Genomic DNA, 21932 nt, shown 5'->3' on the forward strand with positions numbered 1-21932 from the left:
GGTGGACACGGATTGGGTACAATGTTCTTGGGGACAAAGTTCCCCGTGGACCTTGAAACTTGGAGTAGGGGGTTCCATCGGGTAGTCCGATGGGTAAAACTCCAAACGAACACCCGTGGCAGAGCCAGAAGCATTGCGCTCGCCTGCCGATACGGAGCCAAGGTCTTTCTGGGCCTGGACGGGGCCTTCGGGAGCAGTCCCGAGAAGCCCCGGACTTTAGTCCGGGGAGTCGTCACGGTTTCTGGGGTCCCCGCTGGGGTGCTTAGCCCCAGCGGGGTTTTCTAGGCGCGCACCTCCTGCCGCTGGAAGGCCACGTAGGCCAGGGTGAAGAGGAGGATCACCAGGGCCATGAGCCCGGTGAGCTGGGGCCAGATCAGGAGGAGGCTTTGGGAGAGGGGAAGGGGGGTTCCCAGCACCGCTCCCTCCAGCTGGGTGATGAGGATGGGGCCCAAGGAGCGCACCGCCGGGTTAAGCACAGCGGTGAGGGTTTCCGCGTAGAGGGTGTTGGGGGAGAGGCGGGAGATCCAAAGGGCCAGGTTGGCCTGCCTGAGCTGGCTTTCCGGGTCAAAGGGGTCGGCCTGAAGGAGAAGGGCGCTTGCCGCCAGGTCGGTGAGGATGGGGAAGAAGACGGCGAAGAAGAGCCAGACCCCGATGGCGGCTAGGGCGGCGGTGGCCGGCTGGCGAAAGAGGACGGAGAAGAGGAGGCCCAAGGCCAGCCAGAAGCCCGCATAGGCCAAGGTGGCCAGGAGAAAGAGGAAGGCCCGCCCCATCTCCTCGCCCTCAGGAGGCACTCCCAGGGTGAAGAGGCCGAGGCCCACCACCAGGAGGAAGAGGGCGGTGAGGAGCACGGCCAGGGTGCCGAGCCCCGCCAGGAACTTGCCGAAGAGGAGGGCGTCCCGGTAGATGGGCTGGGAGAGGATACGGGAAAGCGTTCCCCTGGCGTACTCCCCGTTCACCGCATCGAAGGCCAAGGCAATGGCCGCCAGGGGTACGAAGAAGGAGAGGAAGCCCACGAAGGAGGGCAGGGGGTCCTGGGCGGTGGTGAGGAGTTTCAGGTAGAGGTAAGGGTCCTCCCCCACGGTCTGGCGCAGGGTCTGGGTGCCGGTGTACACGGCGGCCAGGGCGGAAAGGAGGATCAATCCCTCCAGAATGCGCATCCTCAAGCCCGTGAGATGGTCGGCCATCTCCTTGAAGAAGACCGCCCAAAGCCCGGTCCAGGGGGAACCTTCACGCCGCATGGGCCACCTCCTTGAAGTAGTGGGCGTAGACCTCGTCCAGGCTGGGACGGCGGAGGGAGAGGCTTAGAAGCTCGCCCTGCTCCACGGCTATCCGGGCCAGCTCCGGCCGGAGGTCCCGGCTGGAGAGAATCCGGTACCGTCCTCCCTCCGCTGCCACCCGGGCCACGCCTTCCAGGCGGCGGAAGGCCTCCTCGAGGCCCGGGCTGGCCTCCACCAGGATCTCGTACCCACCCCCTAAGACCCTTAGCGCCAACTCCTCCACGGTGCCCAAAAGGGCGAGGTGCCCCTTATGGAAAAGCCCCACCCGGTCGCAGACCTCCTGGACCTGGTGCAGGAGGTGGCTGGATAGGAGGATGGTGATGCCCTCCGCCTTCAGGCCCTTGATGAGCTCCAGAAACTCCCGGGCGGCCTCGGGGTCCAGGCCCAGGGTGGGCTCGTCCAGGATGGCCACCTTGGGCCTCTTCAAAAGCACCTCCGCAAGCCCGAGGCGCTGCCGCATCCCCCGGCTGAAGGCGGAAACCCGCCGGTCCCGCACCTCCCACAGGCCCATGCGCTTGAGCACCTCCTCTATGCGGGCCTTGGCCTCCGTCTCCGGTAGCCCCAGGAGCCTTGTGGTGTAGCGCAGGTTCTCCCAGGCGGTGAGTTCCCCGTAAAACCCCACCTGGTCGGGGAGATAACCCACCCGGCTTTTCACCTTCAAGGGTTCCCGCATGGGGTCTAAGCCCAGCACCCGGGCCTCGCCCCGGGTGGGTTCGGTGAGGCCCAGGAGCATGAGGATGGTGGTGGTCTTCCCCGAGCCGTTAGGCCCCAGGAGGCCGAAGACCTCCCCTTCCTGCACCTCCAGGTTCAGGTCCTCCACGGCCACCACCCGTCCGTAGCGCTTGGTGAGGCCATGGGTTTCGATGACCGCCATGCTACCTCCGGCCGAAGCGGTTCACGGCGAAGCCCAGGACCAGAAGGGCCACGGCCATGATGCCCACCCCCACCAGGCCCCAAAGGCTGGAGCGCACCACGGTGGCCCGGTAATCCAGGCTCTCGGAAAGGCCATCGGACCCGGAAAGGCTGAGGGTCACCATGTAGTCCCCCGTCACCGCCTTGGGGGAGGGCTTGATGCGGGCGGTTACCTCCTGTTCTTGGCCGGGTTCCAGGGCGTCCAGCTTCTCGGGCTCAAACTTCACTTCCCAGCCCGAGGGCTCCATGGCGCTGAAGGACAGGTTCTTGGCCGGGGCGCTACCCTCGTTCTTCACCACAAGCTTCACCGCGTTTTCCCGGCCCGCCACCACCTGTCCGGAAAGCCGCCCCTCCTTGGTGGTGAAGCGCACCTCGGGCCGGCCCGTGACCTCGAGGGTCAAGGCCAGTTCCGCCTTGGCTTCCCCGGCGGCTGCCCTCAAGGTGAGGCCATAGGTGTCCGCCTTGGTGTCCTTGGGCAGGGAAACCTCCACGTCCAGGTCCTTGCTCTCCCCGGCCTTGATGGGCAGGCTGGTCACCTGCTGGCTGGAGAAGGCGGGGGTGAAGGTCACCTGCCAACCCTTGGGGGCCTCGTACTCCAGGGAAACCAATAGGTCGCGGTCGGACTCGTTTTTCAGGGTCACCCGGTAGCGGAAGGAGCTGGTGGGAGGACCCTTGAGGATGGGGAGCTCCGCCTCGAGGCTAAGCCTCTGGGGTAGGCCCTGCCCCACCACCAGGCCGATGGGAAGGCTGGCGGTATGGCCAAGCCCCTCAGCCCGCACCAGGAAGCGGTAGGTGCCGGGCTTCACCTCCTTGGGAGGCTGGAGGCGAAGGGTAAGGGTAGCCTCCCCGTCGGGGGCCAGGTAGACCGCCCGCACCAGGCGACCCCCGCCGATGAGGCTTGCCTGCCAGCCTTGCGGGGCCTCGGCCACCTGGACCCGCACCACCCCGGGGGGAAGGCCATAGTTCTTGAGGGTGAGGGTCAGGTTGACGCTCTCCCCGGGTTGCACCCCGATCTCCGGATAGGAGGTGCCTAGGGAAAGACCGCGAAAGCCCTGGGCTTGGGCTAAGGCCACGCCGAATCCCAGAAGAACCAGGGTGAGTAGCTTGCGCACCATACCTAAGCCTCCTCCTATAAGCTAGAGAGGAAGGATGAGTCCAAAATGAAAACCCCGGGGCAAACCCGGGAAAGGGGGGCAGTTTTCCTAGCTCACCCGGGCCTCGAGGTACTCCCGCTCCCCCAGGACAATCTTCCGGGCCAGCTCGGGGTCCTTGGGGAACTCCTTGCCCCGGTTGATCATGTAGGTTTCGTAGCGGCCGATCTCAAAGACAGCAGTGAGCTTCCTCAGCACCTGGGCCATGTCAAAGGCCTTGCAGGAGAAGATGTCGATGGAAAGGAAGCGCTTTTTGGGGAAGGTGTGGATGGCGATGTGGCTTTCGGCGATGATCACCACCCCGGTCACCCCGTCCTCCCCCTCGGGGCCGTAGCTGTAGACGAAGGGGGGAAGCACCTTGGTCATCTCCATCTCCTCGGGGAGCTCGTCCAGGACGCGGCGCACCAGCTCGGCGTCCCGGAGCTTTTCGGGATTGGCGTCGTAGCCGTCCACCATCAGATGCGGTCCGAATCCAAAGAGTTCCATCCTGACCACCTCCTTCCCGTGCCCCCCGGGGTATCCCCCGCGGCACGCCCCCCATTATGCCCCCCCCTCCCCCCCCTGTCAATACCTTGTCCCCTGGCGGGAAAACCCCCTTTTGCTCCCCCTGGGGGTGGCCCCGGGGAAGGGGGGAAGGGGAGGTGGAGGGAAGCTCCCTTCCATGCGCCTCTTATACGGGGATGGGGTATGGATGGGGAGGAAATAAGCCCCAGACGGTGGTTTCCTTAAGAAAGGTGGTATGATGTCCCCGGCAAGGAGGTGCCATGTACAGGGGAAGAGAAGGGCAGTGGGCGTTTTACCTGCACCGGATCTCGGGCCTGGGCATTCTGGTCTTCCTCATGCTCCACGTGGCCAACATCGCAAGCGCCATGTGGGGCCCGGAGGTGTCCAACGCCCTCATGAAGTTCTACCACCAGCCGGTTTTCCAGATAGGGCTCCTTCTTCTCATCGCCGGGGTGCTTTACCACGGGTTCAACGGGCTCAGGATCATCCTCATGGACTTCACCGCCTGGGGGGTGCGCTACCAGCGGCAGCTTTGGTACGGGGTCTGGGTTCTTTTCGTGATCTTCTACCTTCCCTTCCTTTTGAAGATCGGAGGGGGGATCCTGGGAGGTGGCCATGGCGATTAAGTCCAAGCGTTATGAGGAAGCCCGCCTCGAGGCCAGCACCAACCTGGAGCTTTACTGGTGGGTCTTCATGCGTATCTCCGGGGTGGTGTTGGTCTTCCTCCTCATCGGCCACATGTGGATGAACGCCATCCTAATAGACCTGAACCAGATTGACTACAACTATGTGGCTAAGAGACTTTCCCAGACCACCTGGAAGGTTTATGACTGGCTGATCCTGGCCTTGGCCCTCCTCCATGGGGGGAACGGGCTCCGTTATGTCCTGGACGACTGGGTGCGGCACCCGGTGAGGCGTTTTTGGACCAAGGTGGTGGTCTACAGCCTCATCGCCTTCCTTTTCTTCCTGGGGAGTCTTTCGCTTTTCAATCACGATTTCGGGGTGAAGTAGTATGGCGCACAAGCACGAGGTCATCGTGGTGGGTGCAGGCGGGGCGGGCCTTGCCACCGCCCTTTATGCGGCCAGGGAAGGTGCGGATGTGGCGGTGGTCAGCAAGCTTTACCCCACCAGGAGCCACACGGGGGCGGCCCAAGGCGGGATAGGGGCAGCCCTGGGCAACGTGGAGGAGGACCACTGGGAGTGGCATATGTTCGACACGGTGAAGGGGGGGGACTACCTCACCGACCAGGATGCCGCCGAGGTCTTCGCCAAGGAGGTGATCGAGGCGGTCCTGGAGCTGGAGCACATGGGCCTTCCCTTTGACCGGCTCCCCAACGGCAAGATCGCCCAGCGCCGCTTTGGCGGCCACACCAAGGACTGGGGCAAGGCCCCGGTGCACCGGGCGGCCCACGCCGCCGACCGCACCGGGCACATGATCCTCCAGACCCTTTACCAGCAGTGCGTGAAGCACAACATCACCTTCTACAACGAGTTCCACGTTACCGATGTCCTCGTTGAGGACGGGGTGGCCAAGGGTCTGGTGGCCTACGAGCTGGCCACGGGAGAACTGCACCTCTTCCAGGCCAAGGCCATCGTCATCGCCTCGGGGGGCTTTGGCCGCATCTACAAGGTGACCTCCAACGCCTACACCCTCACCGGGGACCTGCAGGCCATCCTCTACCGCAAGGGGCTTCCTCTCGAGGACATGGAGTTCTACCAGTTCCACCCCACGGGGCTTTACCCCTTGGGCATCCTCCTCACCGAGGGGGCCAGGGGGGAGGGGGGCATCCTGAGGAACGCCTCGGGGGAGCGCTTCATGGAGCGCTACGCCCCCACCATCAAGGACCTGGCCCCCAGGGACATGGTTTCCCGGGCCATGTACCTGGAGGTGCGGGAGGGCCGGGGGGTGGGCCCCAAGAAGGACCACGTGCTCCTGGACCTCACCCACCTGCCCCCTGAGGTCATCGAGAAGAAGCTTCCCGACATCACCGAGTTCAGCCGCATCTACCTGGGGGTGGACCCCTTGAAGGAGCCGGTGCCGGTGATGCCCACCGCCCACTACGCCATGGGGGGGATTCCCACCACCCTCTGGGGCCAGGTCATCCGGGACGAGAACAACACCGTGGTGCCCGGGCTTTACGCCGCCGGGGAGGCGGCTTGCGTGAGCCTGCACGGGGCCAACCGCCTGGGGACCAACTCCTTGGGGGATCTGGTGGTCTTTGGCCGGCGCGCCGGGATCCATGCAGCCCGCTTCGCCAAGGATGCCGACTACCACGAGCTCACCGAGGAGCACCTGCGCGAAAGCCGCGAGCGCATTGAGCGCATCAAGAACTCCACGGGCAAGGAGAAGGTGGCGGCGCTCCGGGCCGAGCTCCAGCAAACCATGATGGACAACGCCTCCGTCTTCCGCACCGGGGAGCTCTTGGCCAAGCAGGTGGAGATCCTGAAGGAGCTCATGGACCGTTACAAGCGGATCTCCATTGACGACAAGGGGGATGCCTACAACACCGAGCTGGTGGAGGCCCTGGAGCTTGGGTATCTCCTCGAGGTTTCCGAGGCCCTGGTGCACTCCGCTTTGAACCGCACCGAGTCCCGCGGGGCCCATGCCCGGGAAGACTACCCCGAGCGGGACGACCAGAACTGGCTCAAGCACACCTTGGCCTACAAGGTGGCCGACGGCAAGGTGACCTTCCGCTACAAGCCCGTGGTCCTGGGCCGCTTTGAGCCCAAGGCCCGCACCTACTAGGAGGTGCCATGCAGGTAACCCTGAAGATCCTTCGCTTTGACCCCGCCAAGGACCAGAAGCCCACCTGGCACACCTACCAGGTGGAGGCCGAACCGTGGGACCGGGTTTTGGACCTCCTCCACAAGGTGAAGTGGGACCAGGACGGCACCCTGGCCTTCCGCCGGAGCTGTGGGCACGGCATCTGCGGCTCCGACGCCATGCTCATCAACGGCAGAAACCGCCTGGCCTGCAAGACCCTGGTGAAGGACCTGGGGAACGTGATCACCGTGGAACCCATCCGGGGCCTGCCGGTGGAGAAGGACCTCATCGTGAACATGGAGCCCTTCTTCGCCGCCTACCGGGCGGTGAAGCCCTACCTCATCAACGACGAACCCCCGCCCGCCCGGGAGCGCCTGCAAAGCCCTGAGGAGCGGGAGCGGTTTGACCAGGGTACCAAGTGCATCCTCTGCGCCAGCTGCACCACCAGCTGCCCTGTCTTCTGGGTGAACGGGACGTATCTGGGTCCTGCCGCCATCGTGCAGGCCCACCGCTTCATCTTTGACTCCCGCGACCGGGGAAAAAGGGAGCGCTTCAAGGCCCTGGGCTCGGGAAGCGGGGTTTGGCGCTGCCGCACCGCCTACAACTGCACCGAGGCCTGCCCCCGGGATATCCCCGTAACCCAGCTCATAGAGGAGGTCAAGCGGGCCATCCTCTTTGACCGCTTCTAAAGGCGATAAAGGGCGCGCCCCGGGGAACCCCGGGGCGCGTTTTGGTCCTGGGATCTAGGCTACGCCTTCCTTTAAGAGGCGGATAAAGGCCTTGAGGACGGCGGGGTTGTCGGGCCATGCCCGGCCCGTGACCAGGTTGCCGTCTACCACCGGAGCATCGTCTACAAAGGTGCCGCCCGCTATTTCTACGTCGGGTTTGAGCACGCCGTAGGCCGCCAGGCGGCGCCCCTTCACTACCCCGGCGGCGGTGAGAACCAAAGGGCCGTGGCAGAGGGTACCCACGGGTTTGTTGGCTTGGAAGAAGTGACGGACGATCTCCAGGGCTTTGGGCTCTGTGCGGATCCACTCCGGAGCGCGTCCGCCCGGGATGTAGAGGCCTTGGTAGGCCTCGGGATCCACCTCTGCGAAGCTGAGGTCTGCTTGCAGGCGGTAGCCCAGCTTTTCCGTGTAGGTTTCCATAAAGGGTTCAAAGTCGTGGACCACCGTTTGAATGACCTTCTTCCGGGGCGCGGCCACGTGGACGGTGAACCCCTCTTCTTGAAGCCTTTGGATGGGGTAGAAGGTTTCTAAGGCTTCCGCGGCGTCTCCAGCGAGGATCAGGATCTTCATGCCTACCTCCTTCCGGCTCTTCAGAGCCTGCTTTTATCCTAGCTTTTCCCGGGCCCACCTATTGGGGTCGCGATTACCTTGCCTCAGGGCGTGAGCCGGTGCCGGTCCCGGGGGAAGGCCCGGGCGTAGCGGACGTTGGGGAGGCCCAGAAGCTTCTGGGTGAGGCGCTCGGCCCCGATGGCGAAGCCCCCGTGGGGGGGCATGCCGTACTTGAAGACCTCCAAGTACCCCTGGAAGGCCTCGGGGTCCATGCCCTTGGCCTTTAGGCTTTCCACCAGGTCCGGGTAGCGGTGGATCCTCTGGCCCCCGGAGGTGATCTCCAGGCCCCGGAAGAGGAGGTCAAAACTCCTGGTGGTGCCGTTTTCCTCGGGGTAGGTATAGAAGGGCCTAAGGCTTCGGGGGTAATGGGTGATGAAAAGCCAGTCCGAACCCCAGCGCTCCTTGGCGTACTGGCCGAGGAGGCGCTCCGCTTCCTCGGAAAGGTCCTGGCCCACGGGATAGCCCAGTTCTTCCTTCAGGATTCTCCTGGCCTCGGCATGGGTCAGGCGGGGGATTTCCTTGGGGAAGGAGGGCCACTCGGCTTCCAAAAGCCGGATCTCGTTTCCGGCGCTGGAAAGGGCTTCCTCCAGCATCTCCTGAAGGAGGTTTTCCTCAAGCCGCATGAGGTCCTCCTCCCCCTCGATGAACCCCATTTCCACGTCCAGGGACAGGTACTCGTTCAGGTGGCGGCTGGTGTTGTGCTCCTCCATGCGCCAGACCGGGGCCACCTCGTAGACGCGCTCAAACACCCCCACCATGATCTGCTTGTAAAGCTGGGGGGACTGGGCCAGGTAGGCCCGGTACTCAAAGTAGTCCACCCCGAAAAGCCCCGAGCCTCCCTCGGCCCCGGCCCGCACCACCTTGGGGGTGAAGATCTCCGTGAAATCCTGCCGGTCTAGATAGCGCCTAAAACCCCGCACCAAGGCGGCCTGCACCCTGAGGGGGGCGCGGGCCTTCTCCCCCCTTAGGGTGACGTAGCGGTATTCCAGAAGGGTGTCGGGGCTTGCCCGCCATTCCTCCTTGGGGATCTCCACCGGGGTGGGCTCCAGGGCAGGGGAGAGGATCTCTATTTCCTTTGCCTGCACCTCGAGGCCCCCCGGAGCCTTGGGATTCTCCACCACCCGGCCCCTTACCCGCAGGCTGCTTTCCGGCAAGGGGAGTTTCTGCCCACCGGTCACCACCTGCACAATGCCGCTTCGGTCCCGTAGCAGAAGGAACTGCACCTTGCCCAGGTCCCGCCGCCAGTGGAGAAAGCCCAAAAGCTCCACCTCTTCGCCCGCATGCTTCTTCAAGTCCCGTACCAGAACCCGCATCTCTCCTCCTTTAAGCTTTGGCCCCCCCGGCCATAGGGGACCGGGGGGGCCAGGCGGTTATGCCCCCCGTCTAGGCGTCATTAAGACAAGACGGGCGCATATTGCCCTTGAGTTTAGGGGGTTTCTTCCCCTAGGTCAAGGCGCTCAAAGGCCAGGACCAGGCTGGGGAGGTCCTGAGGGTCCGCCACAGCGAAGAAGTTCTCCTCCACCTGGTACCGGGCTGCCCACTCCCCTGCCACCCCGGCCAGGTTCAAGGGCTTTGCCTCTTCCCTCAGGAAGCGGAGGCGCCTTAGGCGAAGGTCCCCCGCCTCGGAGTAGAAGACCTGGTAGAGTACGCCCCCTCGGCGCTTCTCCCCGTAGAAGCCCCCTTCTATGGGGCTTACCTCGTAGCCCAGGGCCTTAAGGGCTTCCATCCAGCACCTCGAGGGCCGAGGGATCCTCCAGTATGATCTCGTAATACCCGGCGTAGAGGACGATGCGTCCTTTGGCCCTTACCTTCTTACCCAGATAGCTTTGCGGGAAGGGCTGTTGGAAGAGGCCGTAGTTTCTGGGGAAGACCACCAGCCTCAGGTCGCTTTCCCCGGGGCCAAACCGGAGGAAGGCCACGGTGCCCCGGTCCTCCACCTGCTGGATGAGGCCTTCCACGGTGGCGATGCGGCCAAAGTACCTGGGGGCTTCCTGCCAAGGGATGATCTCTTCCAGGGGGGGCAGGGCAAAGGGGTTTTCGGTAAGCCCTGCCTGGAAGTCCCTTTCCATCACGGAAAGGAGCCTGGCGAAGGCCTCGGGGGCCTCCTTGCGGGTGAAGCGCACGGCAAGCTCCCGGTTGGCGTTTATGGAGTTGGCGCTTAGGTTCAGGCTTCCCACCAGGGCCACCTCCCCGTCCACCACCAGGGCTTTGGCGTGCACGTAGGGATCGGGTAGGAAGCGGAGATCCGCCCCGGCCCGCCTTAGCTCCTCCGCTCCTGCCAGGAAGTAGGTGTCCCCGGGCTCCTGCGGGCTTCCCACCAGGCGGACCCGGATCCCTCTGGCCAAGGCTTCCTGGAGGGCGGCCACCACCTCGGGGTCGGCCATGGCCTGGTGCTCCAGCAGGATTTCCTTTTTGGCCCCTTGGATAAGGCCTAGGAGGGCTTCGCGGGCGCTGCCTTCTTTGACCCCTCCTAGGGTTCGGCTTGGAGCCCAGACGAGGAGGCTTCGGGATAGGTCCAGCCTCTTACCTTCCCAATCGGCCTCAAACACCCGCACCACCTCGGCCACCTGCTTGGGGTCATCCAGGATGAGGGCGTACTCCCGGTTGGCGGTAAAGGAGCTTCCCGTGAGGTTCATGGTACCCACCCAGGCCAGCTTCCGGTCCACCACCAGGCTTTTTTCGTGGACGAAGACGAAGCGGAAGGGGGTGGTGAGCTTGACGTCCACGCCCCGTTCCTTCAGGGCCTGAAACACCGTGAGGTCCACCCGTCCCCCGGAGGGCTCCCGCTCCAAAAGGACCTTTACCTTCACGCCTCGGGCCACAGCCTCCCCCAAGGCGTCCACCACGTCCAGGCGGCTTGGGGTCCAGAGGTACATCTTCACCAGGATCTCCTCCCGGGCCGAGGCGATGAGGTCCAGTAGCGGCTTGACCCCATCGTCCGGCTCCACCACCAACTTGGGGGCAGCCAAGGCGGTTAGGAGGAGGAAGAGAAGTAAAAAGAGCTTTCTCATACCGCCTTTCATTATGACCCATGGGGGTCAGGAAGCTTGCAAACAGAGGGGGTGGGCTATGTCCAGCGGAAGCAGGTTTCCGCGTTCTGGTCGGAGACGGCCTCCATCTCTTCCCAGGCCAGGCCCCTTGCCTCCGCAAGCTTTTCTAAGGTGTGCCGCACGTAATGGGGAAGGTTGCGCTTTCCCCGGTGGGGCTCTGGGGGCAGGAAGGGGGTGTCGGTTTCCACCAGGAGCCGGTCTAGGGGAAGCCTTTGGGCCGCTTCCCGGAGGGCCTGGTTTTTCTTGTAGGTGAGGGGGCCTGCCAAGCTGAAGTAGGCTCCCACCTCGAGGCCCGCTGCCTCGAGGGCCGGGTGCCCGCCAAAGGCATGGAGGACCACCCTTTGGGGTCGGTGGGCGAGGAGCCAGGCGGCCAGGTCTTCCTCCGCTTGCCCATCCTTGCTCCGCACGTGGAGCACCAAAGGTAGCCCGAACTCCTCGGCCAGGGTCGCTTGGAACTCCAGGGCCTTGAGCTGGGCGGGCTTGGTTTCGGGGGTCCAGTAATAGTCCAGGCCGCTTTCCCCAACGGCTCGCACCCGGGGGTGACGGGCGTAATACCTTAAAGCCTCTTCCACCTCGGGGGAAAGCAGATGGGCCGAGGTGGGGTGGAGGCCCACCGCGGCGTACACATTTTCCTGGGCCAGGGCCAGGGTCCTTTCCCAGCGGGTTGGGTCCACCCCCAGGGTGAGGATGGCCCTGAGTTCCGGAAAGTGGGCTTTGGCGTCTTCCAGCTCGGCTTCTTCCAGGAAATCCAGGTGGGCGTGGGTGTCGGTCATGCGTTCTCTTCGTCCTCTACCAGGATCCAGATGCGCTTAAGGGGCAGTTCGGCCTTAAGCTCCTCAGGCAGACGTTCGTAGCTCTCCAGGCAAAAGGCCTCTGTTTCTCCGCTCTTTCCCGCCCGCACCAGCCAAAGGGCCATGTCTTCAATCTAGCATGGGAGGTCCCCCACCCTGGCCACCCGGACCGGTTGTGTGGATTGAACCCATGCAGTGGCTTTGCCGCTTGTTGACTGCTTGTGCCCTCCACGGGTGGGGGTGGGGCTACACTTCGTTTCCCTGGACCGCTGGAAAAGCCCCTTGGGCTGCACGTATGTGCTGGCGTGGCCCCTCGAGGGGCCGGTGATGGAGCTTAAGGGCTACCCCGTCCTGGCCTAGGGGATGGGAGTTTGTGGCCGGACCTTGGCGGCCTTGGAGTGCGCGTGCTATGCTAAATGAGGTTTAGTGCGTGGGTGATATTTATGAGTCTACGCGTGCTCGGCGTCAACGCATCGGCACGAACGGATGGGTTTACGGCGGAGTTGTTGGACGAGGTTCTGGAAGCGGCCAGGCAGCAAGGGGCCACCACCGAGCGCCTGGACCTGGTGCGGTACCCCTTTCCCTTTTGCGTGGGGAACTACTCCCAAGACCCTACTTCCTGCGGCCCGGACACCTGCGTGCAGGGACCCTGGGATGGCTTCGGTAAGATAGCGGACAAGCTCGTCCAGGCGGACGCGGTGGTTTTCGCCACGCCGGTCTACTGGTTTAGCGTTTCCGCCCGGATGAAGGCCCTTTTGGAGCGCATGACCTCCATGGAGAACCAGGGCCTCTTAAACCTGGGCAAGCCCATGGTCCTGTTGGCGGTAGCCGAGGAGGAAGGGGCCAGCCAGGCGCTTTCCCAGATGCTCCTGCCCCTTTCCTACATGGGGTTTGTCCTGGCGCCCCTGGGGTTGGTCTACGCCCATCACCGGGGTGCCGTGAGCCTCAAGGGGAACACCGAGCTCATGGAGGATGCCCGCATTGCCGGGGAGAACCTGGTGCTGATGGCGGAAAAGCTTAGGGGAACCGCTTTCCGGGAACCCCTTCCCAGTTACCAGTACCGTCTGCCCAGGCTGCCAGGAGTGGCGGCGGACTAGCAGGGACGCTTCAAAGGTACAAGGGCTCCACCCCATCCCTGGCAAAGGGCAGAAGCTCGTAAAGAGCCCTGGGGTCTGGGGGCGCGTCCAGGAGAAGGTGGCTACCCTGGAGCTGGGCCCTTGAGATCTCTGGGGCTTTGAGCTTCCTGGGAGGCTCGAGCACAAGCGGCTTCCCCTCACGCCTGGCATAGGTGGCCCCATAGTAGAGCCCGTTTCTGGCGGTGAAAAGGGCGGTTAGGGGAGGCCCACCTTCCTCCAAAAAGGGCCAGCAGGCGGCAAGGAGGGAGCTTACCCCAAACACCTTGGCTCTATGGGCTAAAGCGATGCCTATCCCTGCTGCCAAAGCGATGCGAAGGCCCGTGTAGGAACCCGGGCCCTCCCCCAGGACCAGGGTGCCGATCTCCTCCCGCTCCACGCCCACTTCCCTTAAGAGGTCGTCCAGTAAGCCGAACAGGGCTTCCTCGTGCTTACGGCCCAGCCGCACCACCCGGCCCACTCCCTCTTCCCCGCGGAAAAGGCCCAAGGAAAGGTAGGGAGTGGCGGTGTCCAGGGTGAGGGTCCACACCCTTCCATCCTATATACTCCGGCACGGGATGCGGACCTTTCCTCTCCATGCCCTTCTGTCCTTGGGGGCGCTCCTTGCCCTGGGTGTGTACGCCTTCCGGCTCGGCTTTCTCCCGTGGGCCTGGGTGGGGGTGGGGCTTGGGCTTTACGCCCTTCTCGTCCTGTGGGGGCTTCGTTTCGGTCGGCACCATGCCCTTTTGGGGCTTGGGCTTTTTGCGTACTGGTTCCCACCCCTGGCCTTTCTGGCTCCTCTCTTGTTCGCCCTCTTGTTTGGCCGGGGCCTGAGGCAAAAGGAGCAGGCAGCCCTCTACGGCTGGGCCTTGGTTTGGCCGGCCTTAGCCCTCCTTCTGGTCTGGCATGTTTTCCCCACCTTTTACGCCTTTTACCTGAGCCTCTTTGAACGGGTTAACTTCCTGCGCCCCGCGGCCTTCGCTGGCTTGGAGAACTACCGTATTCTCCTCCAGGATCCTCTTTTCTGGAAGGCCTTGGGGAACACCTTCTGGTACGTGGTCTTTACCGTGCCGGTGGGCCTTCTCCTGGCCACAGGGGTGGCCATCCTCCTGAACACCCAGGTGGCCTTCCTGGGGTTCTACCGCACCCTTTACTTTCTCCCCTACATCACCGCCCTCACGGCGGCGGCGGCGGTGTGGCGCTGGATCTACCACCCGGAGTTCGGTTTTCTCAACTGGCTTCTTGGTACCCCGGGTCTCGACTGGCTGAACACGCCTAAGGGTGTCTTCGCCCTGCTCCTCGAGCCCCTGGGAGTTCAGCCCCCGGGTTTTTGGGCGGGGCCCAGCCTGGCCTTTGTGGCCATCATGGTCATGAGCGTGTGGCACTTTCTGGGATACCAGGTGGTGATCCTCCTGGCCGGGCTTCAGGCCATTCCCAAGGAGTATTACGAGGCGGCGGAGCTGGATGGGGCGAGCTTTTGGCAGAAGCACCGGCTCATCACCTGGCCGCTTCTTTCCCCCACCACCTTCTTTCTCTTCACCTTGGGGCTCATCGGGGCCTTCCAGGTGTTCACCCAGGTTTACGTCCTGACCCCCACGGTCGGGGTGTTGCAGGATACCCTTACCCTGGCTTTCTACCTCTACAACAAGGGTTTCCGCGACTCGGATTTCTCCTACGCCAGTGCCATCGCCATGGTGACCTTTCTCCTCATCCTGGTCCTCACCCTGATTCAAAGGCGGGTGTTGGAGAGGCGGGTGAACTATGAGATTTAGGCCCGGTGTCCTGTTCGTGCACCTGCTCCTCCTCCTGGGGGGGCTCGTCATGGCCTTCCCCTTCTACTGGATGCTGGCCACCAGCCTGAAAAGCCCCCAGGAGGCTCTACAGGCCAAGCCCGTCTGGGTTCCCGAGCGCATGAAGCCGGGAAACTGGCTCAAGGCGGCAAGGCTGGGGGATAGCCCCCTATGGGGGGGCTTGGCACCTGGAAGGAGCGTGGAGTTGGTTTTCCCTGGGAGGGAAGGGCATCCCCCCAGGGCCTTGGTACCCCGTACCCCCGGGGCCTTCTTTGACCCTCGGGCGGATGGCACTCGGGTGGAGGTGGTGTATCGGGAAGGGGCTTGGCGGGTGCGGCTGACCAACGCCACGGAGGAAGCCTTCCGCTTTTTGCCCCTGGTGGTGCTCTGGCCCAAGGAAGTCCCTCTGGCGGCACCCTTGCCCCCCGACGCCATCCGCTCCCAGGGGGAGTACTGGCGGCTGGAGTGGGTGAATGCGGTGCCCGGGGCCTTGGGCTACGTGCTCCACAACTACCTCGAGGCCTGGCATGCGGCTCCCTGGGGGCGCTACTTCTTCAACAGCTTCTTCACCGCCTTGACCCAGGTGGCGGTGGGGCTTTTCCTGGCGGCCCTGGCGGCCTTTGCCCTGGCCCGCATTCCCTTTCCCGGCAAGGAGGCGGTGTTCGTGCTCATCCTCGCCACCATGATGGTGCCGGGGGAGGTGCTCCTCATCCCCAACTACGTGCTTCTGGCCAGGCTGGGCTGGCTGGACACCTACTACGCCCTTATCGTGCCCTGGCTGGCCTCGGTGTTTGGCATCTTTCTCCTTCGGCAGTTTTACCTCTCCTTGCCCCAGGACCTCTTTGATGCGGCCCGCATAGACGGGGCCGGGTACCTGACCCAGCTTTTCCGCATCGCCTTGCCCTTAAGCCTTCCGGGATTGGTGTCCTACGGGATCTTCACCTTCCTGGGGGCCTACAATGCCCTCCTTTGGCCCCTCATCGTTACCCAGAGCCCGGAGATGCGCACGGTCCAGCTGGGCCTGCAGGCCTTTGTTTCCGAGGCGGGGTCGGACTACGGGGCCCTGATGGCGGCCAGCACCTTCGTGATCCTCCCCGTGATCCTGGGGTACTTCTTCGCCCAGCGCCAGTTCATCCAGGGCATCGCCCGCTCGGGGCTCAAATAGCCTGACCTTGGCTTGACACCAGGAGGGATATACTTAGTCTGGAGGTTTTGGGTATGCGAAAAGCGCTTTTGTTGGCGGCGGTTTTGGGGCTAGCCCTTGCCCAGCAGGCCAAGCCCGAGGACGTGATCAAGGAGCAGTGCGCCAAGGCCAAGGTGGTGGCGGAGCTCTGGCACGGCTTCACCGGCGGGGCACCCAAGGCCGCCTTGGAGAACCTGGTGGTGGAGTTCAACAAGACCCAGCAGGGCCGGTGCGTGCGTCCCGTGCCCCAAGGGGGGTACCGGGACCTTTCCACCAAGATCAAGGCGGCCTTCGCCGCGGGGAAGGTGCCGGCCATGGCCCAGGCCTACGAGAACAACATCGCCCTGTACCTCGAGGCCAAGGCCCTACTGCCCATTGAGTCCTTGGGGGTGAAGCTCCAGGGGGTGAACCTGGCTTTCCTGAACGCCGTGCGCTTCGGGGGGGTGGTCTACGGGGTGCCCTTCAACAAGAGCATCCAGGTCCTCTACTACAACAAGGACCTCCTGAAGAAGCACGGGGCCAAGGTGCCAGCTACCCTCGAGGAGTTCGTGGCCTTAAGCAAGAAGCTTTCCCAGGCGGAAGGAGGACCTGTCTACTGGTTCCAGCCGGATGCCTCCACCTTCGCCTACTTCTTCTTCAACCTGGGGGGGAGCTACCTGAAAAACGGCAAGCTGGTCCTGAACTCCAAGGAGGCGGTGGAGGCCCTCACCCTGCTGCAAAACGGGGTGAAGGAGGGGTGGGCCAAGGCCATCACCTCCGGCTACATCAACCAGAACCTGGGCTCCGGCCCCTACGCCTTCAGCGTGGATACCTCTGCTGGCTACACCTACTACCGCCAGGGAGCCAAGTTTGACCTGGGGGTGGCCACCCTGCCGGGCCGCACCAAGGGCCAGCCTGGGTTTGGTCTAGTCCAGGGCACCAACCTGGTGGTCTTCCGCCAGGCCAGCAAGGAGGAACAGGCGGTGGCCAAGGACTTCCTGCAGTTTGTCCTCTCCCCCAGGGCCCAGGCGGTCTTTGCCACCGCCACCGGGTACGTGCCGGTGACCGAGGGAGCCCTGAAGGATGCGGTCTACCAGACCTACGCTACCGAGAACCCCCACTTCGCCACCATCGTGCGCCAAAGCCGCTACGCCAAGTTTGAGCCGGCTTTGGCGGAGTGGGAGCAGATCCGCTTTGACATCCTGGGCCAGGCCATCAAGGAGGCCATTTTGAACAAGGCGGATCCCAAGTCGGTCCTGGACAAGGCCCAGAAGCTGGCCGAGGACCTCCTTTCCGGCAAGATCCGTTAGGGCCACGGCCCCTCCCCGCCCCGGGATTGCCCTAGATGGGCTCCAAAACCCCTTGGCGCAGGAGGGCGGGGAGGGGAGGCTCCCCCACCCTTAAGAGGGCGTACCGCCCCCGAAGAAGGGCGAGGAGGCGGAGGGCTTTTAGGTGCCCCTCGAGGGCCTTTTGGTATGCCCTTACCTCCTCCGGGCCCACGGGGAGGGTTTCCCCGGTTTCCACGTCCTTGAGGAAGGCTTCCTCGAGGGGCGGGGCCAGCTCCAGGGGCGCCAGGACCTGGACCAAGACCACCCGTTTCGGAAGGATCCTGGGCCAGGGCAAGGGGTCTAGCCCATCGGTGATGAAGACCAGGGTGCCCCGGCCCGGGCGAAGGGCTTCCGGTCTGCCCCGTTCCAGCCGGGCCAGGGCGTCCTCCTGGCGGGCGATCCCCAGGAGGAGCCTCGCCACCTCCTCCCCGTAGGCCAGCTTGCCGAAGAGGCGCATGCTTTCGCTTTCGTCCAGGTAGATGCGGAAGCGGCTTCGCTCGGGTGTGGTTTCCAGGCGGGTGTAGAGCCTTCCCGTCTTCCCGTAAGCCCGCCAGTGGACCCGCCTTATTTCGTCCCCAGGGGCATAGGGGCGGAGCTCGTAAAACTCGCCTCCCAGGCCCTTCCTGCGGGCCAGGCGCTCTCCCGGGTAGGGAAGGTAGGGCCGGGTGGCGATGCGGTAGCGGGTCATGCCGTCCGGCAGAAGGTGCAGACCCCCACCGGGGGCAGGGGTTCGATGACTTCCTCCCGGCTTCCCTCCCGGAAGACGGTGATGCCCTTGCACCCCTCCTTCCAGGCGGTGAGGAAGAGGTTTTCCACCACCTCCTTGGGGGTTTCCCGGGGGAGGTTCACCGTAGAGGAGATGCTTTGGTCCACGTGGCGTTGTAAGGTGGCCTGGAGGTGTACCCTCTGGAAAGGATCCACGGTATGGGCCGTGGGCCAGTCCGGCACCTCGCCTCCTCGTTCCCTGCGGTACCGCTTCAAGAGGGGATGTTCCGCCAAAAACACCTGGTGCTCCCGGGGTGTGGTGAAGGAAAGCGCCCAGGGTTTGTCGGCCAAGGCGGCTTGTAAAAAAGCGTCCGTGGCCCTTAGGGAGATGTTGGCGTGGCGAACCCGGCTTCGCTCGGGGTCGGTTTTGACCTGGAGGAAGTCCAGGAGGTCGGGATGGGTGTCGGAGAAGGTGAGCATCAAGGCACCCCGCCGGCCCCCGCTGGCCCCCATGACCCCCGCCAGGGTGGAGAAGAGCTCCATGAAGCTCACCGCCCCCGAACTCTCCATGCCTGCGTTGCCCACCTTAGCCCCCTTGGGCCTCAAGGTATCCGCATTGCTCCCCACCCCGCCCCCGTAGGCGAAGATGCGGGCGGCCTCGTCCAGGAAGCGGGTAATCCCCTTCACCGAGTCCTCCCCGATGGGGATGTAGTAGCAGTTGAACAGGGTGGACCGGCGCCAGTTCCCCAGGCCGAAGAGGATCCGTCCCCCGGGGACAAAGCGAAAGTCGGAGAAGAGCCAGGAGAACTCCTGCGTGGCTCCCTTTTCCACCCGGGTGACTCCTTGGACGAGCCGCTGCCACATCTCCTCTGGGGTGGCTTCCAGGAGCCTGCCTTCCGGGTCCTTTAGAGAAAAGAGGGGGTGTGGGGGAGCTATAATCCCCCGGTTTTTAAACCGGGGATACATGGACTCCCCCACGTCCACCACGGGTGGACACGGATTTGGTACAATGTTCTTGGGGACAAAGTTCCCCGTGGACCTTGAAACTTGGAGTAGGGGGTTCCATCGGGTAGTCCGATGGGTAAAACTCCAAACGAACACCCGTGGCAGAGCCAGAAGCATTGCGCTCGCCTGCCGATACGGAGCCAAGGTCTTTCTGGGCCCGGACGGGGCCTTCGGGGGAAACCCCGCGTGCTTTCCCGCAGGGAAACACCCCGAGAAGCCCCGGACTTTAGTCCGGGGAGTCGTCACGGCGTAGCGGTGGAGGAACACGGAGGCCCTAAGCTCATCGCCCTGGAAGAAATCCAGGGCAAGCCTTAGGGCTTCTTCCCGGGCGTACCAGCGGGGCACGCCCTTAGTCTAAACCCGAATGGTCACCCGGGCTCCGGTTTCAAAAAGATGAATGGAGTCTATGAACCGAACGGTGCGGGTGGCGTGGCCCAGAACGATGGAATGGGTCCTGGCCCCGCCCCCGAAGAAGCGCACCCCCTGGAGGATATCCCCGTCGGTGATGCCGGTGGCGGCGAAGACAATTTCCCTTCCCGGGGCCAGGTCCTCGGTGCGGTAGATGCGGTTTTCGTCCCCTCCCATGGCCTTGAGCCGGGCTCGTTCCTCCTCGTTTTGGGGGGTGAAGCGGGCCTGGATCTCCCCGCCCAGGCACTTTAAAGCGGCGGCGGCCAAAACGCCTTCAGGGGCCCCGCCAATCCCCATCACCGCATGCACCCCCGTGCCCCGGATGGCGGCGGCCAAGGCGGCGATCACGTCCCCATCGGAGATCAGCTTCACCCGGGCCCCTGCCTCCCGGATCTCCCGGATGAGGCGTTCGTGGCGGGGGCGGTCCAGGACCACCACCACCAGGTCCTCCACGGAGCGCTGGAGCGCCAGGGCTAAGGCCTTCAGGTTGGCGGAAACCGGCCAGGAAAGATCCACAAGCCCCGCGGCCGGGGGGGGAACGATGAGCTTTTCCATGTACATGTCGGGGGCGTGGAAGAGGCCGCCCTTCTCGCTGATGGCGATCACGGTCACGGCGTTGGGCAGGCCCTTGGCGGCGGTGGTGGTGCCCTCCACGGGGTCCACGGCGATGTCCACCTCCACGCCCCCTTGGCCCAGGACCTCCCCGATGTACAGCATGGGGGCCTCGTCCATCTCCCCTTCGCCGATGACCACCGTGCCTTTTATAGGAAGCTCGTTCAGGACCCGGCGCATGGCCTGGGTGCCCGCCTCGTCCACGGCTTCCTTATCCCCCTTGCCCGCCAGGCGGCTTGCCGCCAGGGCGGCCTGTTCGGTTACCCGCACCACCTCGAGGACCAGTCGGCGCTCTATTTCCATGTTTCCATCATAAGGGTTGGGCTAAGCTGGAAGCATGACCGCCTTGGTGCCCGACGGCCCCTGGCTTTACCGAAAGGCCACCCAAAAGCGCTTCCTCCGCCTAAGGAGGTGCTACCTCCGGCGTTTGCGGCAGAAGGGCTTCACTGCTTACCTCCTGGGATGGATCCGCCTTCTCGGGAGGGTGGTCCTTCTGGAAGGAAGGCTCTGGCTGAGCGCTCCCGCCCAGGGGGGCGGCGCCAAGGCCAGGGGGAAAGGGGGTGCTTAGCTGGGCGCAGGGCCAACTGGGGGCCGGTGCCGCTCCCAGAGGGTCCTGGCCAGGTCCTCCGGGGTGAGCCCCAGTTCCGCCAGCACGATGAGGAGGTGGAAGAGAAGATCCGTGGCTTCCCAGCGCACCTCCTCAGGGCTTTGATTCTTGGCGGCGATGATGACTTCCCCGGCCTCCTCCCCAATCTTCTTCAGGATCCGGTCCAGGCCCGCCTGGTGAAGCTTGGCCACGTAGCTTCCCTCGGGGAGGGTCTTTAGGCGTTCCTGGATGGTGGAAAAAACCTGGGAAAGGACAAAACCCAGGGAGGGCTCACCCGGAAGGAGGGGGCGGTGGAAACAGCTTTGCTCCCCCGTGTGGCAGGCGGGGCCGTGGGGAAGGACCCGGTAGACCACCGCATCCCCATCGCAGTCCAGGAGGACCTCCACCACCTCCTGGATGTTCCCCGAGGTCTCCCCCTTGCGCCACAGGGTCTTTCGGCTCCGGCTATAGAAGGTACTCCGCCTTGTCCTGAGGGTTTCCTCCAGGGCTTCCCGGTTGGCGTAGGCCAGGGTTAAGACCTCGCCTGTTTTGGCATCCTGCACCACCACGGGCACCAGGCCCTGTTCATCAAACTTCACTTGGGATAGGTCCATCTAGGCGCACCTCCAAGCCCTGTTCGGCCAGGAATCGCTTGAGTTCGGGTATGGGGATCTCGCCGAAGTGGAAGACGCTGGCGGCCAAGGCGGCATCGGCACCGGCTGAGAAGGCTTCCAGGAAGTGCTCCATTTTTCCTGCACCGCCGCTTGCGATCACCGGCACATTGACCGCCTGGGCCACCATGCGGGTTAGCTTAAGGTCGTAGCCCTCCTTGGTGCCGTCTTGGTCCATGCTGGTGAGAAGGATCTCCCCGGCGCCAAGCTCTACCCCCCTAAGGGCCCATTCCACCGCGTGAAGCCCCGTGGGGATGCGTCCGCCGGCGATGTAGACCTCGGGGAAGTCCCCCTTCCAGCGGGCGTCAATGGCCAGGACCACCGCCTGGGAGCCGAAGTGGTCCGAAAGCTCCTGGATGAGTTCGGGGCGCTTCACCGCGGCCGAGTTCACGCTCACCTTGTCGGCCCCGGCCAGAAGAAGCCTACGGGCATCCTCCAAGGAGCGGACGCCTCCCCCCACGGTTAAGGGGATGAAGACCCTTTCCGCCACCTGGGCCACCACCTCCAGGAGGATGGCCCGCTCCTCGTGGGTGGCGGAAATGTCCAGAAAGACCAGCTCGTCGGCGCCAACCTCGTCGTAGGCTTGGGCAGCCTCCACCGGGTCCCCGGCGTCGCGGAGGTTTACGAAGTTGACCCCCTTCACCACGCGGCCCGCGTGGACATCCAGGCAGGGGATGATGCGCTTGGCCAGGCTCATAGGGAATCCACCTTAAACCGGTGCCGCACCGCCATAGGGTCATTCTACCCGCCCTCGCCCTTTTCCCAAA

26 protein-coding genes are annotated in these 21932 nt (G+C 64.1%); 10 read left to right on the plus strand and 16 right to left on the minus strand.

Going from position 1 to position 21932, the window contains the following annotated elements:
* Positions 1–281 precede the first annotated feature (281 nt).
* The 4 genes from F604_RS0107210 to speD form a co-directional block, all read right to left on the minus strand.
* A complete protein-coding gene (locus tag F604_RS0107210) occupies positions 282–1238 on the minus strand; it encodes an ABC transporter permease (RefSeq protein WP_019551061.1) in 957 nt (318 codons plus the stop codon).
* Positions 1228–2151, minus strand: a complete 924-nt coding sequence (locus F604_RS0107215) for an ABC transporter ATP-binding protein (protein WP_019551062.1) — start codon at positions 2149–2151, stop codon at positions 1228–1230. The genes F604_RS0107210 and F604_RS0107215 overlap by 11 nt, the downstream gene beginning before the upstream one ends.
* A 1-nt stretch (position 2152) precedes the next feature.
* Positions 2153–3304 (minus strand): NEW3 domain-containing protein, encoded by a 1152-nt coding sequence (locus F604_RS0107220; RefSeq protein ID WP_019551063.1) that lies wholly within the window; start codon positions 3302–3304, stop codon positions 2153–2155.
* 87 nt (positions 3305–3391) lie between these two features.
* Positions 3392–3826, minus strand: coding sequence for an adenosylmethionine decarboxylase (gene speD / locus F604_RS0107225; RefSeq protein WP_015717779.1), 435 nt, complete (start codon positions 3824–3826; stop codon positions 3392–3394).
* Positions 3827–4104: 278 nt separating this feature from the next.
* Between speD and sdhC the strand changes: the two genes are divergently transcribed.
* The 4 genes from sdhC to F604_RS0107250 are packed head-to-tail and all read left to right on the plus strand — an operon-like array spanning position 4105 to position 7297.
* Positions 4105–4470, plus strand: coding sequence for a succinate dehydrogenase, cytochrome b556 subunit (gene sdhC, locus F604_RS0107235; protein WP_019551065.1), 366 nt, complete (start codon positions 4105–4107; stop codon positions 4468–4470).
* Complete coding sequence (locus F604_RS0107240) at positions 4460–4855, plus strand: succinate dehydrogenase hydrophobic membrane anchor subunit (protein ID WP_019551066.1); 396 nt, start codon at positions 4460–4462, stop codon at positions 4853–4855. The genes sdhC and F604_RS0107240 overlap by 11 nt, the downstream gene beginning before the upstream one ends.
* A gap of 1 nt (position 4856) precedes the next feature.
* Positions 4857–6590 carry a succinate dehydrogenase flavoprotein subunit gene (sdhA, locus tag F604_RS0107245; protein WP_019551067.1) on the plus strand — a complete coding sequence of 578 codons (1734 nt, stop codon included), beginning with the start codon at positions 4857–4859 and terminating at the stop codon, positions 6588–6590.
* An 8-nt stretch (positions 6591–6598) separates the two neighbouring features.
* On the plus strand, positions 6599–7297 hold the full coding sequence (locus F604_RS0107250) for a succinate dehydrogenase iron-sulfur subunit (protein ID WP_015717774.1): 699 nt from the start codon (positions 6599–6601) through the stop codon (positions 7295–7297).
* Positions 7298–7351: 54 nt separating this feature from the next.
* Here F604_RS0107250 and F604_RS0107255 read toward each other — a convergent pair whose 3' ends face one another.
* From F604_RS0107255 to F604_RS12895, 6 genes are all read right to left on the minus strand, one after another.
* Positions 7352–7906, minus strand: a complete 555-nt coding sequence (locus F604_RS0107255) for a DJ-1/PfpI family protein (protein ID WP_015717773.1) — start codon at positions 7904–7906, stop codon at positions 7352–7354.
* An 83-nt stretch (positions 7907–7989) separates the two neighbouring features.
* Positions 7990–9258, minus strand: coding sequence for an aspartate--tRNA(Asn) ligase (aspS, locus tag F604_RS0107260; protein ID WP_019551068.1), 1269 nt, complete (start codon positions 9256–9258; stop codon positions 7990–7992).
* 113 nt (positions 9259–9371) lie between these two features.
* Complete coding sequence (locus F604_RS0107265) at positions 9372–9671, minus strand: hypothetical protein (protein ID WP_019551069.1); 300 nt, start codon at positions 9669–9671, stop codon at positions 9372–9374.
* Positions 9658–10956, minus strand: coding sequence for a phospholipase D-like domain-containing protein (locus F604_RS0107270; RefSeq protein ID WP_019551070.1), 1299 nt, complete (start codon positions 10954–10956; stop codon positions 9658–9660). Before F604_RS0107270 ends, F604_RS0107265 begins: the two co-directional genes overlap by 14 nt.
* Before the next feature lie 56 nt (positions 10957–11012).
* Positions 11013–11768, minus strand: coding sequence for a TatD family hydrolase (locus tag F604_RS0107275; RefSeq protein ID WP_019551071.1), 756 nt, complete (start codon positions 11766–11768; stop codon positions 11013–11015).
* Positions 11765–11911, minus strand: a complete 147-nt coding sequence (locus tag F604_RS12895; RefSeq protein ID WP_019551072.1) for a hypothetical protein — start codon at positions 11909–11911, stop codon at positions 11765–11767. The genes F604_RS0107275 and F604_RS12895 overlap by 4 nt, the downstream gene beginning before the upstream one ends.
* Positions 11912–12026: 115 nt before the next feature.
* Between F604_RS12895 and F604_RS0107285 the strand changes: the two genes are divergently transcribed.
* Both F604_RS0107285 and F604_RS0107290 read left to right on the plus strand, forming a co-directional pair.
* A complete protein-coding gene (locus tag F604_RS0107285; RefSeq protein WP_019551073.1) occupies positions 12027–12146 on the plus strand; it encodes a hypothetical protein in 120 nt (39 codons plus the stop codon).
* An 83-nt stretch (positions 12147–12229) separates the two neighbouring features.
* On the plus strand, positions 12230–12883 hold the full coding sequence (locus F604_RS0107290; protein ID WP_026329050.1) for a flavodoxin family protein: 654 nt from the start codon (positions 12230–12232) through the stop codon (positions 12881–12883).
* Positions 12884–12893: 10 nt separating this feature from the next.
* On the opposite strand, the gene tsaB is transcribed toward F604_RS0107290, so the two are convergent.
* Positions 12894–13448, minus strand: a complete 555-nt coding sequence (gene tsaB, locus F604_RS0107295; RefSeq protein ID WP_019551075.1) for a tRNA (adenosine(37)-N6)-threonylcarbamoyltransferase complex dimerization subunit type 1 TsaB — start codon at positions 13446–13448, stop codon at positions 12894–12896.
* Between the two features lie 28 nt (positions 13449–13476).
* On the opposite strand from tsaB, the gene F604_RS0107300 reads away from it, so the two are divergent.
* The 3 genes from F604_RS0107300 to F604_RS0107310 are packed head-to-tail and all read left to right on the plus strand — an operon-like array spanning position 13477 to position 17160.
* Positions 13477–14670 (plus strand): carbohydrate ABC transporter permease, encoded by a 1194-nt coding sequence (locus F604_RS0107300; RefSeq protein ID WP_019551076.1) that lies wholly within the window; start codon positions 13477–13479, stop codon positions 14668–14670.
* Positions 14660–15853 (plus strand): carbohydrate ABC transporter permease, encoded by a 1194-nt coding sequence (locus tag F604_RS0107305; protein ID WP_019551077.1) that lies wholly within the window; start codon positions 14660–14662, stop codon positions 15851–15853. Before F604_RS0107300 ends, F604_RS0107305 begins: the two co-directional genes overlap by 11 nt.
* 53 nt (positions 15854–15906) lie before the next feature.
* Entirely contained in the window at positions 15907–17160 is a 1254-nt protein-coding gene (locus F604_RS0107310; RefSeq protein ID WP_019551078.1) for an ABC transporter substrate-binding protein, read from the plus strand.
* Positions 17161–17191: 31 nt separating this feature from the next.
* On the opposite strand, the gene F604_RS0107315 is transcribed toward F604_RS0107310, so the two are convergent.
* The 3 genes from F604_RS0107315 to glpX all read right to left on the minus strand — a co-directional run bounded on the left by F604_RS0107315 (position 17192) and on the right by glpX (position 20211).
* A complete protein-coding gene (locus F604_RS0107315) occupies positions 17192–17866 on the minus strand; it encodes a DUF58 domain-containing protein (protein WP_019551079.1) in 675 nt (224 codons plus the stop codon).
* The gene (locus F604_RS12020; RefSeq protein ID WP_081624240.1) at positions 17863–18849 is read right to left on the minus strand and encodes a glycyl radical enzyme family protein; all 987 of its coding nucleotides are present in this window, start codon (positions 18847–18849) and stop codon (positions 17863–17865) included. The genes F604_RS0107315 and F604_RS12020 overlap by 4 nt, the downstream gene beginning before the upstream one ends.
* A gap of 393 nt (positions 18850–19242) precedes the next feature.
* Positions 19243–20211: a class II fructose-bisphosphatase gene (gene glpX, locus F604_RS0107325; RefSeq protein ID WP_015717753.1), complete on the minus strand. Its 969-nt coding sequence runs from the start codon at positions 20209–20211 to the stop codon at positions 19243–19245.
* 34 nt (positions 20212–20245) lie between these two features.
* Between glpX and F604_RS0107330 the strand changes: the two genes are divergently transcribed.
* Complete coding sequence (locus tag F604_RS0107330) at positions 20246–20476, plus strand: hypothetical protein (RefSeq protein WP_019551081.1); 231 nt, start codon at positions 20246–20248, stop codon at positions 20474–20476.
* Here the strand turns inward: F604_RS0107330 and hisIE are convergent.
* Together hisIE and hisF are read right to left on the minus strand one after the other, a co-directional pair.
* Positions 20473–21108 (minus strand): bifunctional phosphoribosyl-AMP cyclohydrolase/phosphoribosyl-ATP diphosphatase HisIE, encoded by a 636-nt coding sequence (gene hisIE / locus F604_RS0107335; RefSeq protein WP_019551082.1) that lies wholly within the window; start codon positions 21106–21108, stop codon positions 20473–20475. The two genes, F604_RS0107330 and hisIE, sit on opposite strands and share 4 nt — an antisense overlap.
* Positions 21083–21862, minus strand: coding sequence for an imidazole glycerol phosphate synthase subunit HisF (gene hisF / locus F604_RS0107340; RefSeq protein ID WP_019551083.1), 780 nt, complete (start codon positions 21860–21862; stop codon positions 21083–21085). Before hisF ends, hisIE begins: the two co-directional genes overlap by 26 nt.
* Between the last annotated feature and the right edge of the window lie 70 nt (positions 21863–21932).

Origin of the sequence: Thermus scotoductus DSM 8553, assembly GCF_000381045.1 — a bacterium.
Taxonomy (GTDB): Bacteria; Deinococcota; Deinococci; order Deinococcales; family Thermaceae; genus Thermus; species Thermus scotoductus.

Coding starts and splice junctions, on each gene's coding strand:
- F604_RS0107210 (WP_019551061.1), bottom strand. CDS start 1,238: ATGCGGCGTGAAGGTTCCCCCTGGACCGGGCTTTGGGCGGTCTTCTTC.
- F604_RS0107215 (WP_019551062.1), bottom strand. CDS start 2,151: ATGGCGGTCATCGAAACCCATGGCCTCACCAAGCGCTACGGACGGGTG.
- F604_RS0107220 (WP_019551063.1), bottom strand. CDS start 3,304: ATGGTGCGCAAGCTACTCACCCTGGTTCTTCTGGGATTCGGCGTGGCC.
- speD (WP_015717779.1), bottom strand. CDS start 3,826: ATGGAACTCTTTGGATTCGGACCGCATCTGATGGTGGACGGCTACGAC.
- sdhC (WP_019551065.1), top strand. CDS start 4,105: ATGTACAGGGGAAGAGAAGGGCAGTGGGCGTTTTACCTGCACCGGATC.
- F604_RS0107240 (WP_019551066.1), top strand. CDS start 4,460: ATGGCGATTAAGTCCAAGCGTTATGAGGAAGCCCGCCTCGAGGCCAGC.
- sdhA (WP_019551067.1), top strand. CDS start 4,857: ATGGCGCACAAGCACGAGGTCATCGTGGTGGGTGCAGGCGGGGCGGGC.
- F604_RS0107250 (WP_015717774.1), top strand. CDS start 6,599: ATGCAGGTAACCCTGAAGATCCTTCGCTTTGACCCCGCCAAGGACCAG.
- F604_RS0107255 (WP_015717773.1), bottom strand. CDS start 7,906: ATGAAGATCCTGATCCTCGCTGGAGACGCCGCGGAAGCCTTAGAAACC.
- aspS (WP_019551068.1), bottom strand. CDS start 9,258: ATGCGGGTTCTGGTACGGGACTTGAAGAAGCATGCGGGCGAAGAGGTG.
- F604_RS0107265 (WP_019551069.1), bottom strand. CDS start 9,671: ATGGAAGCCCTTAAGGCCCTGGGCTACGAGGTAAGCCCCATAGAAGGG.
- F604_RS0107270 (WP_019551070.1), bottom strand. CDS start 10,956: ATGAGAAAGCTCTTTTTACTTCTCTTCCTCCTCCTAACCGCCTTGGCT.
- F604_RS0107275 (WP_019551071.1), bottom strand. CDS start 11,768: ATGACCGACACCCACGCCCACCTGGATTTCCTGGAAGAAGCCGAGCTG.
- F604_RS12895 (WP_019551072.1), bottom strand. CDS start 11,911: ATGGCCCTTTGGCTGGTGCGGGCGGGAAAGAGCGGAGAAACAGAGGCC.
- F604_RS0107290 (WP_026329050.1), top strand. CDS start 12,230: ATGAGTCTACGCGTGCTCGGCGTCAACGCATCGGCACGAACGGATGGG.
- F604_RS0107300 (WP_019551076.1), top strand. CDS start 13,477: ATGCGGACCTTTCCTCTCCATGCCCTTCTGTCCTTGGGGGCGCTCCTT.
- F604_RS0107305 (WP_019551077.1), top strand. CDS start 14,660: ATGAGATTTAGGCCCGGTGTCCTGTTCGTGCACCTGCTCCTCCTCCTG.
- F604_RS0107310 (WP_019551078.1), top strand. CDS start 15,907: ATGCGAAAAGCGCTTTTGTTGGCGGCGGTTTTGGGGCTAGCCCTTGCC.
- F604_RS0107315 (WP_019551079.1), bottom strand. CDS start 17,866: ATGACCCGCTACCGCATCGCCACCCGGCCCTACCTTCCCTACCCGGGA.
- F604_RS12020 (WP_081624240.1), bottom strand. CDS start 18,849: ATGTATCCCCGGTTTAAAAACCGGGGGATTATAGCTCCCCCACACCCC.
- glpX (WP_015717753.1), bottom strand. CDS start 20,211: ATGGAAATAGAGCGCCGACTGGTCCTCGAGGTGGTGCGGGTAACCGAA.
- F604_RS0107330 (WP_019551081.1), top strand. CDS start 20,246: ATGACCGCCTTGGTGCCCGACGGCCCCTGGCTTTACCGAAAGGCCACC.
- hisIE (WP_019551082.1), bottom strand. CDS start 21,108: ATGGACCTATCCCAAGTGAAGTTTGATGAACAGGGCCTGGTGCCCGTG.
- hisF (WP_019551083.1), bottom strand. CDS start 21,862: ATGAGCCTGGCCAAGCGCATCATCCCCTGCCTGGATGTCCACGCGGGC.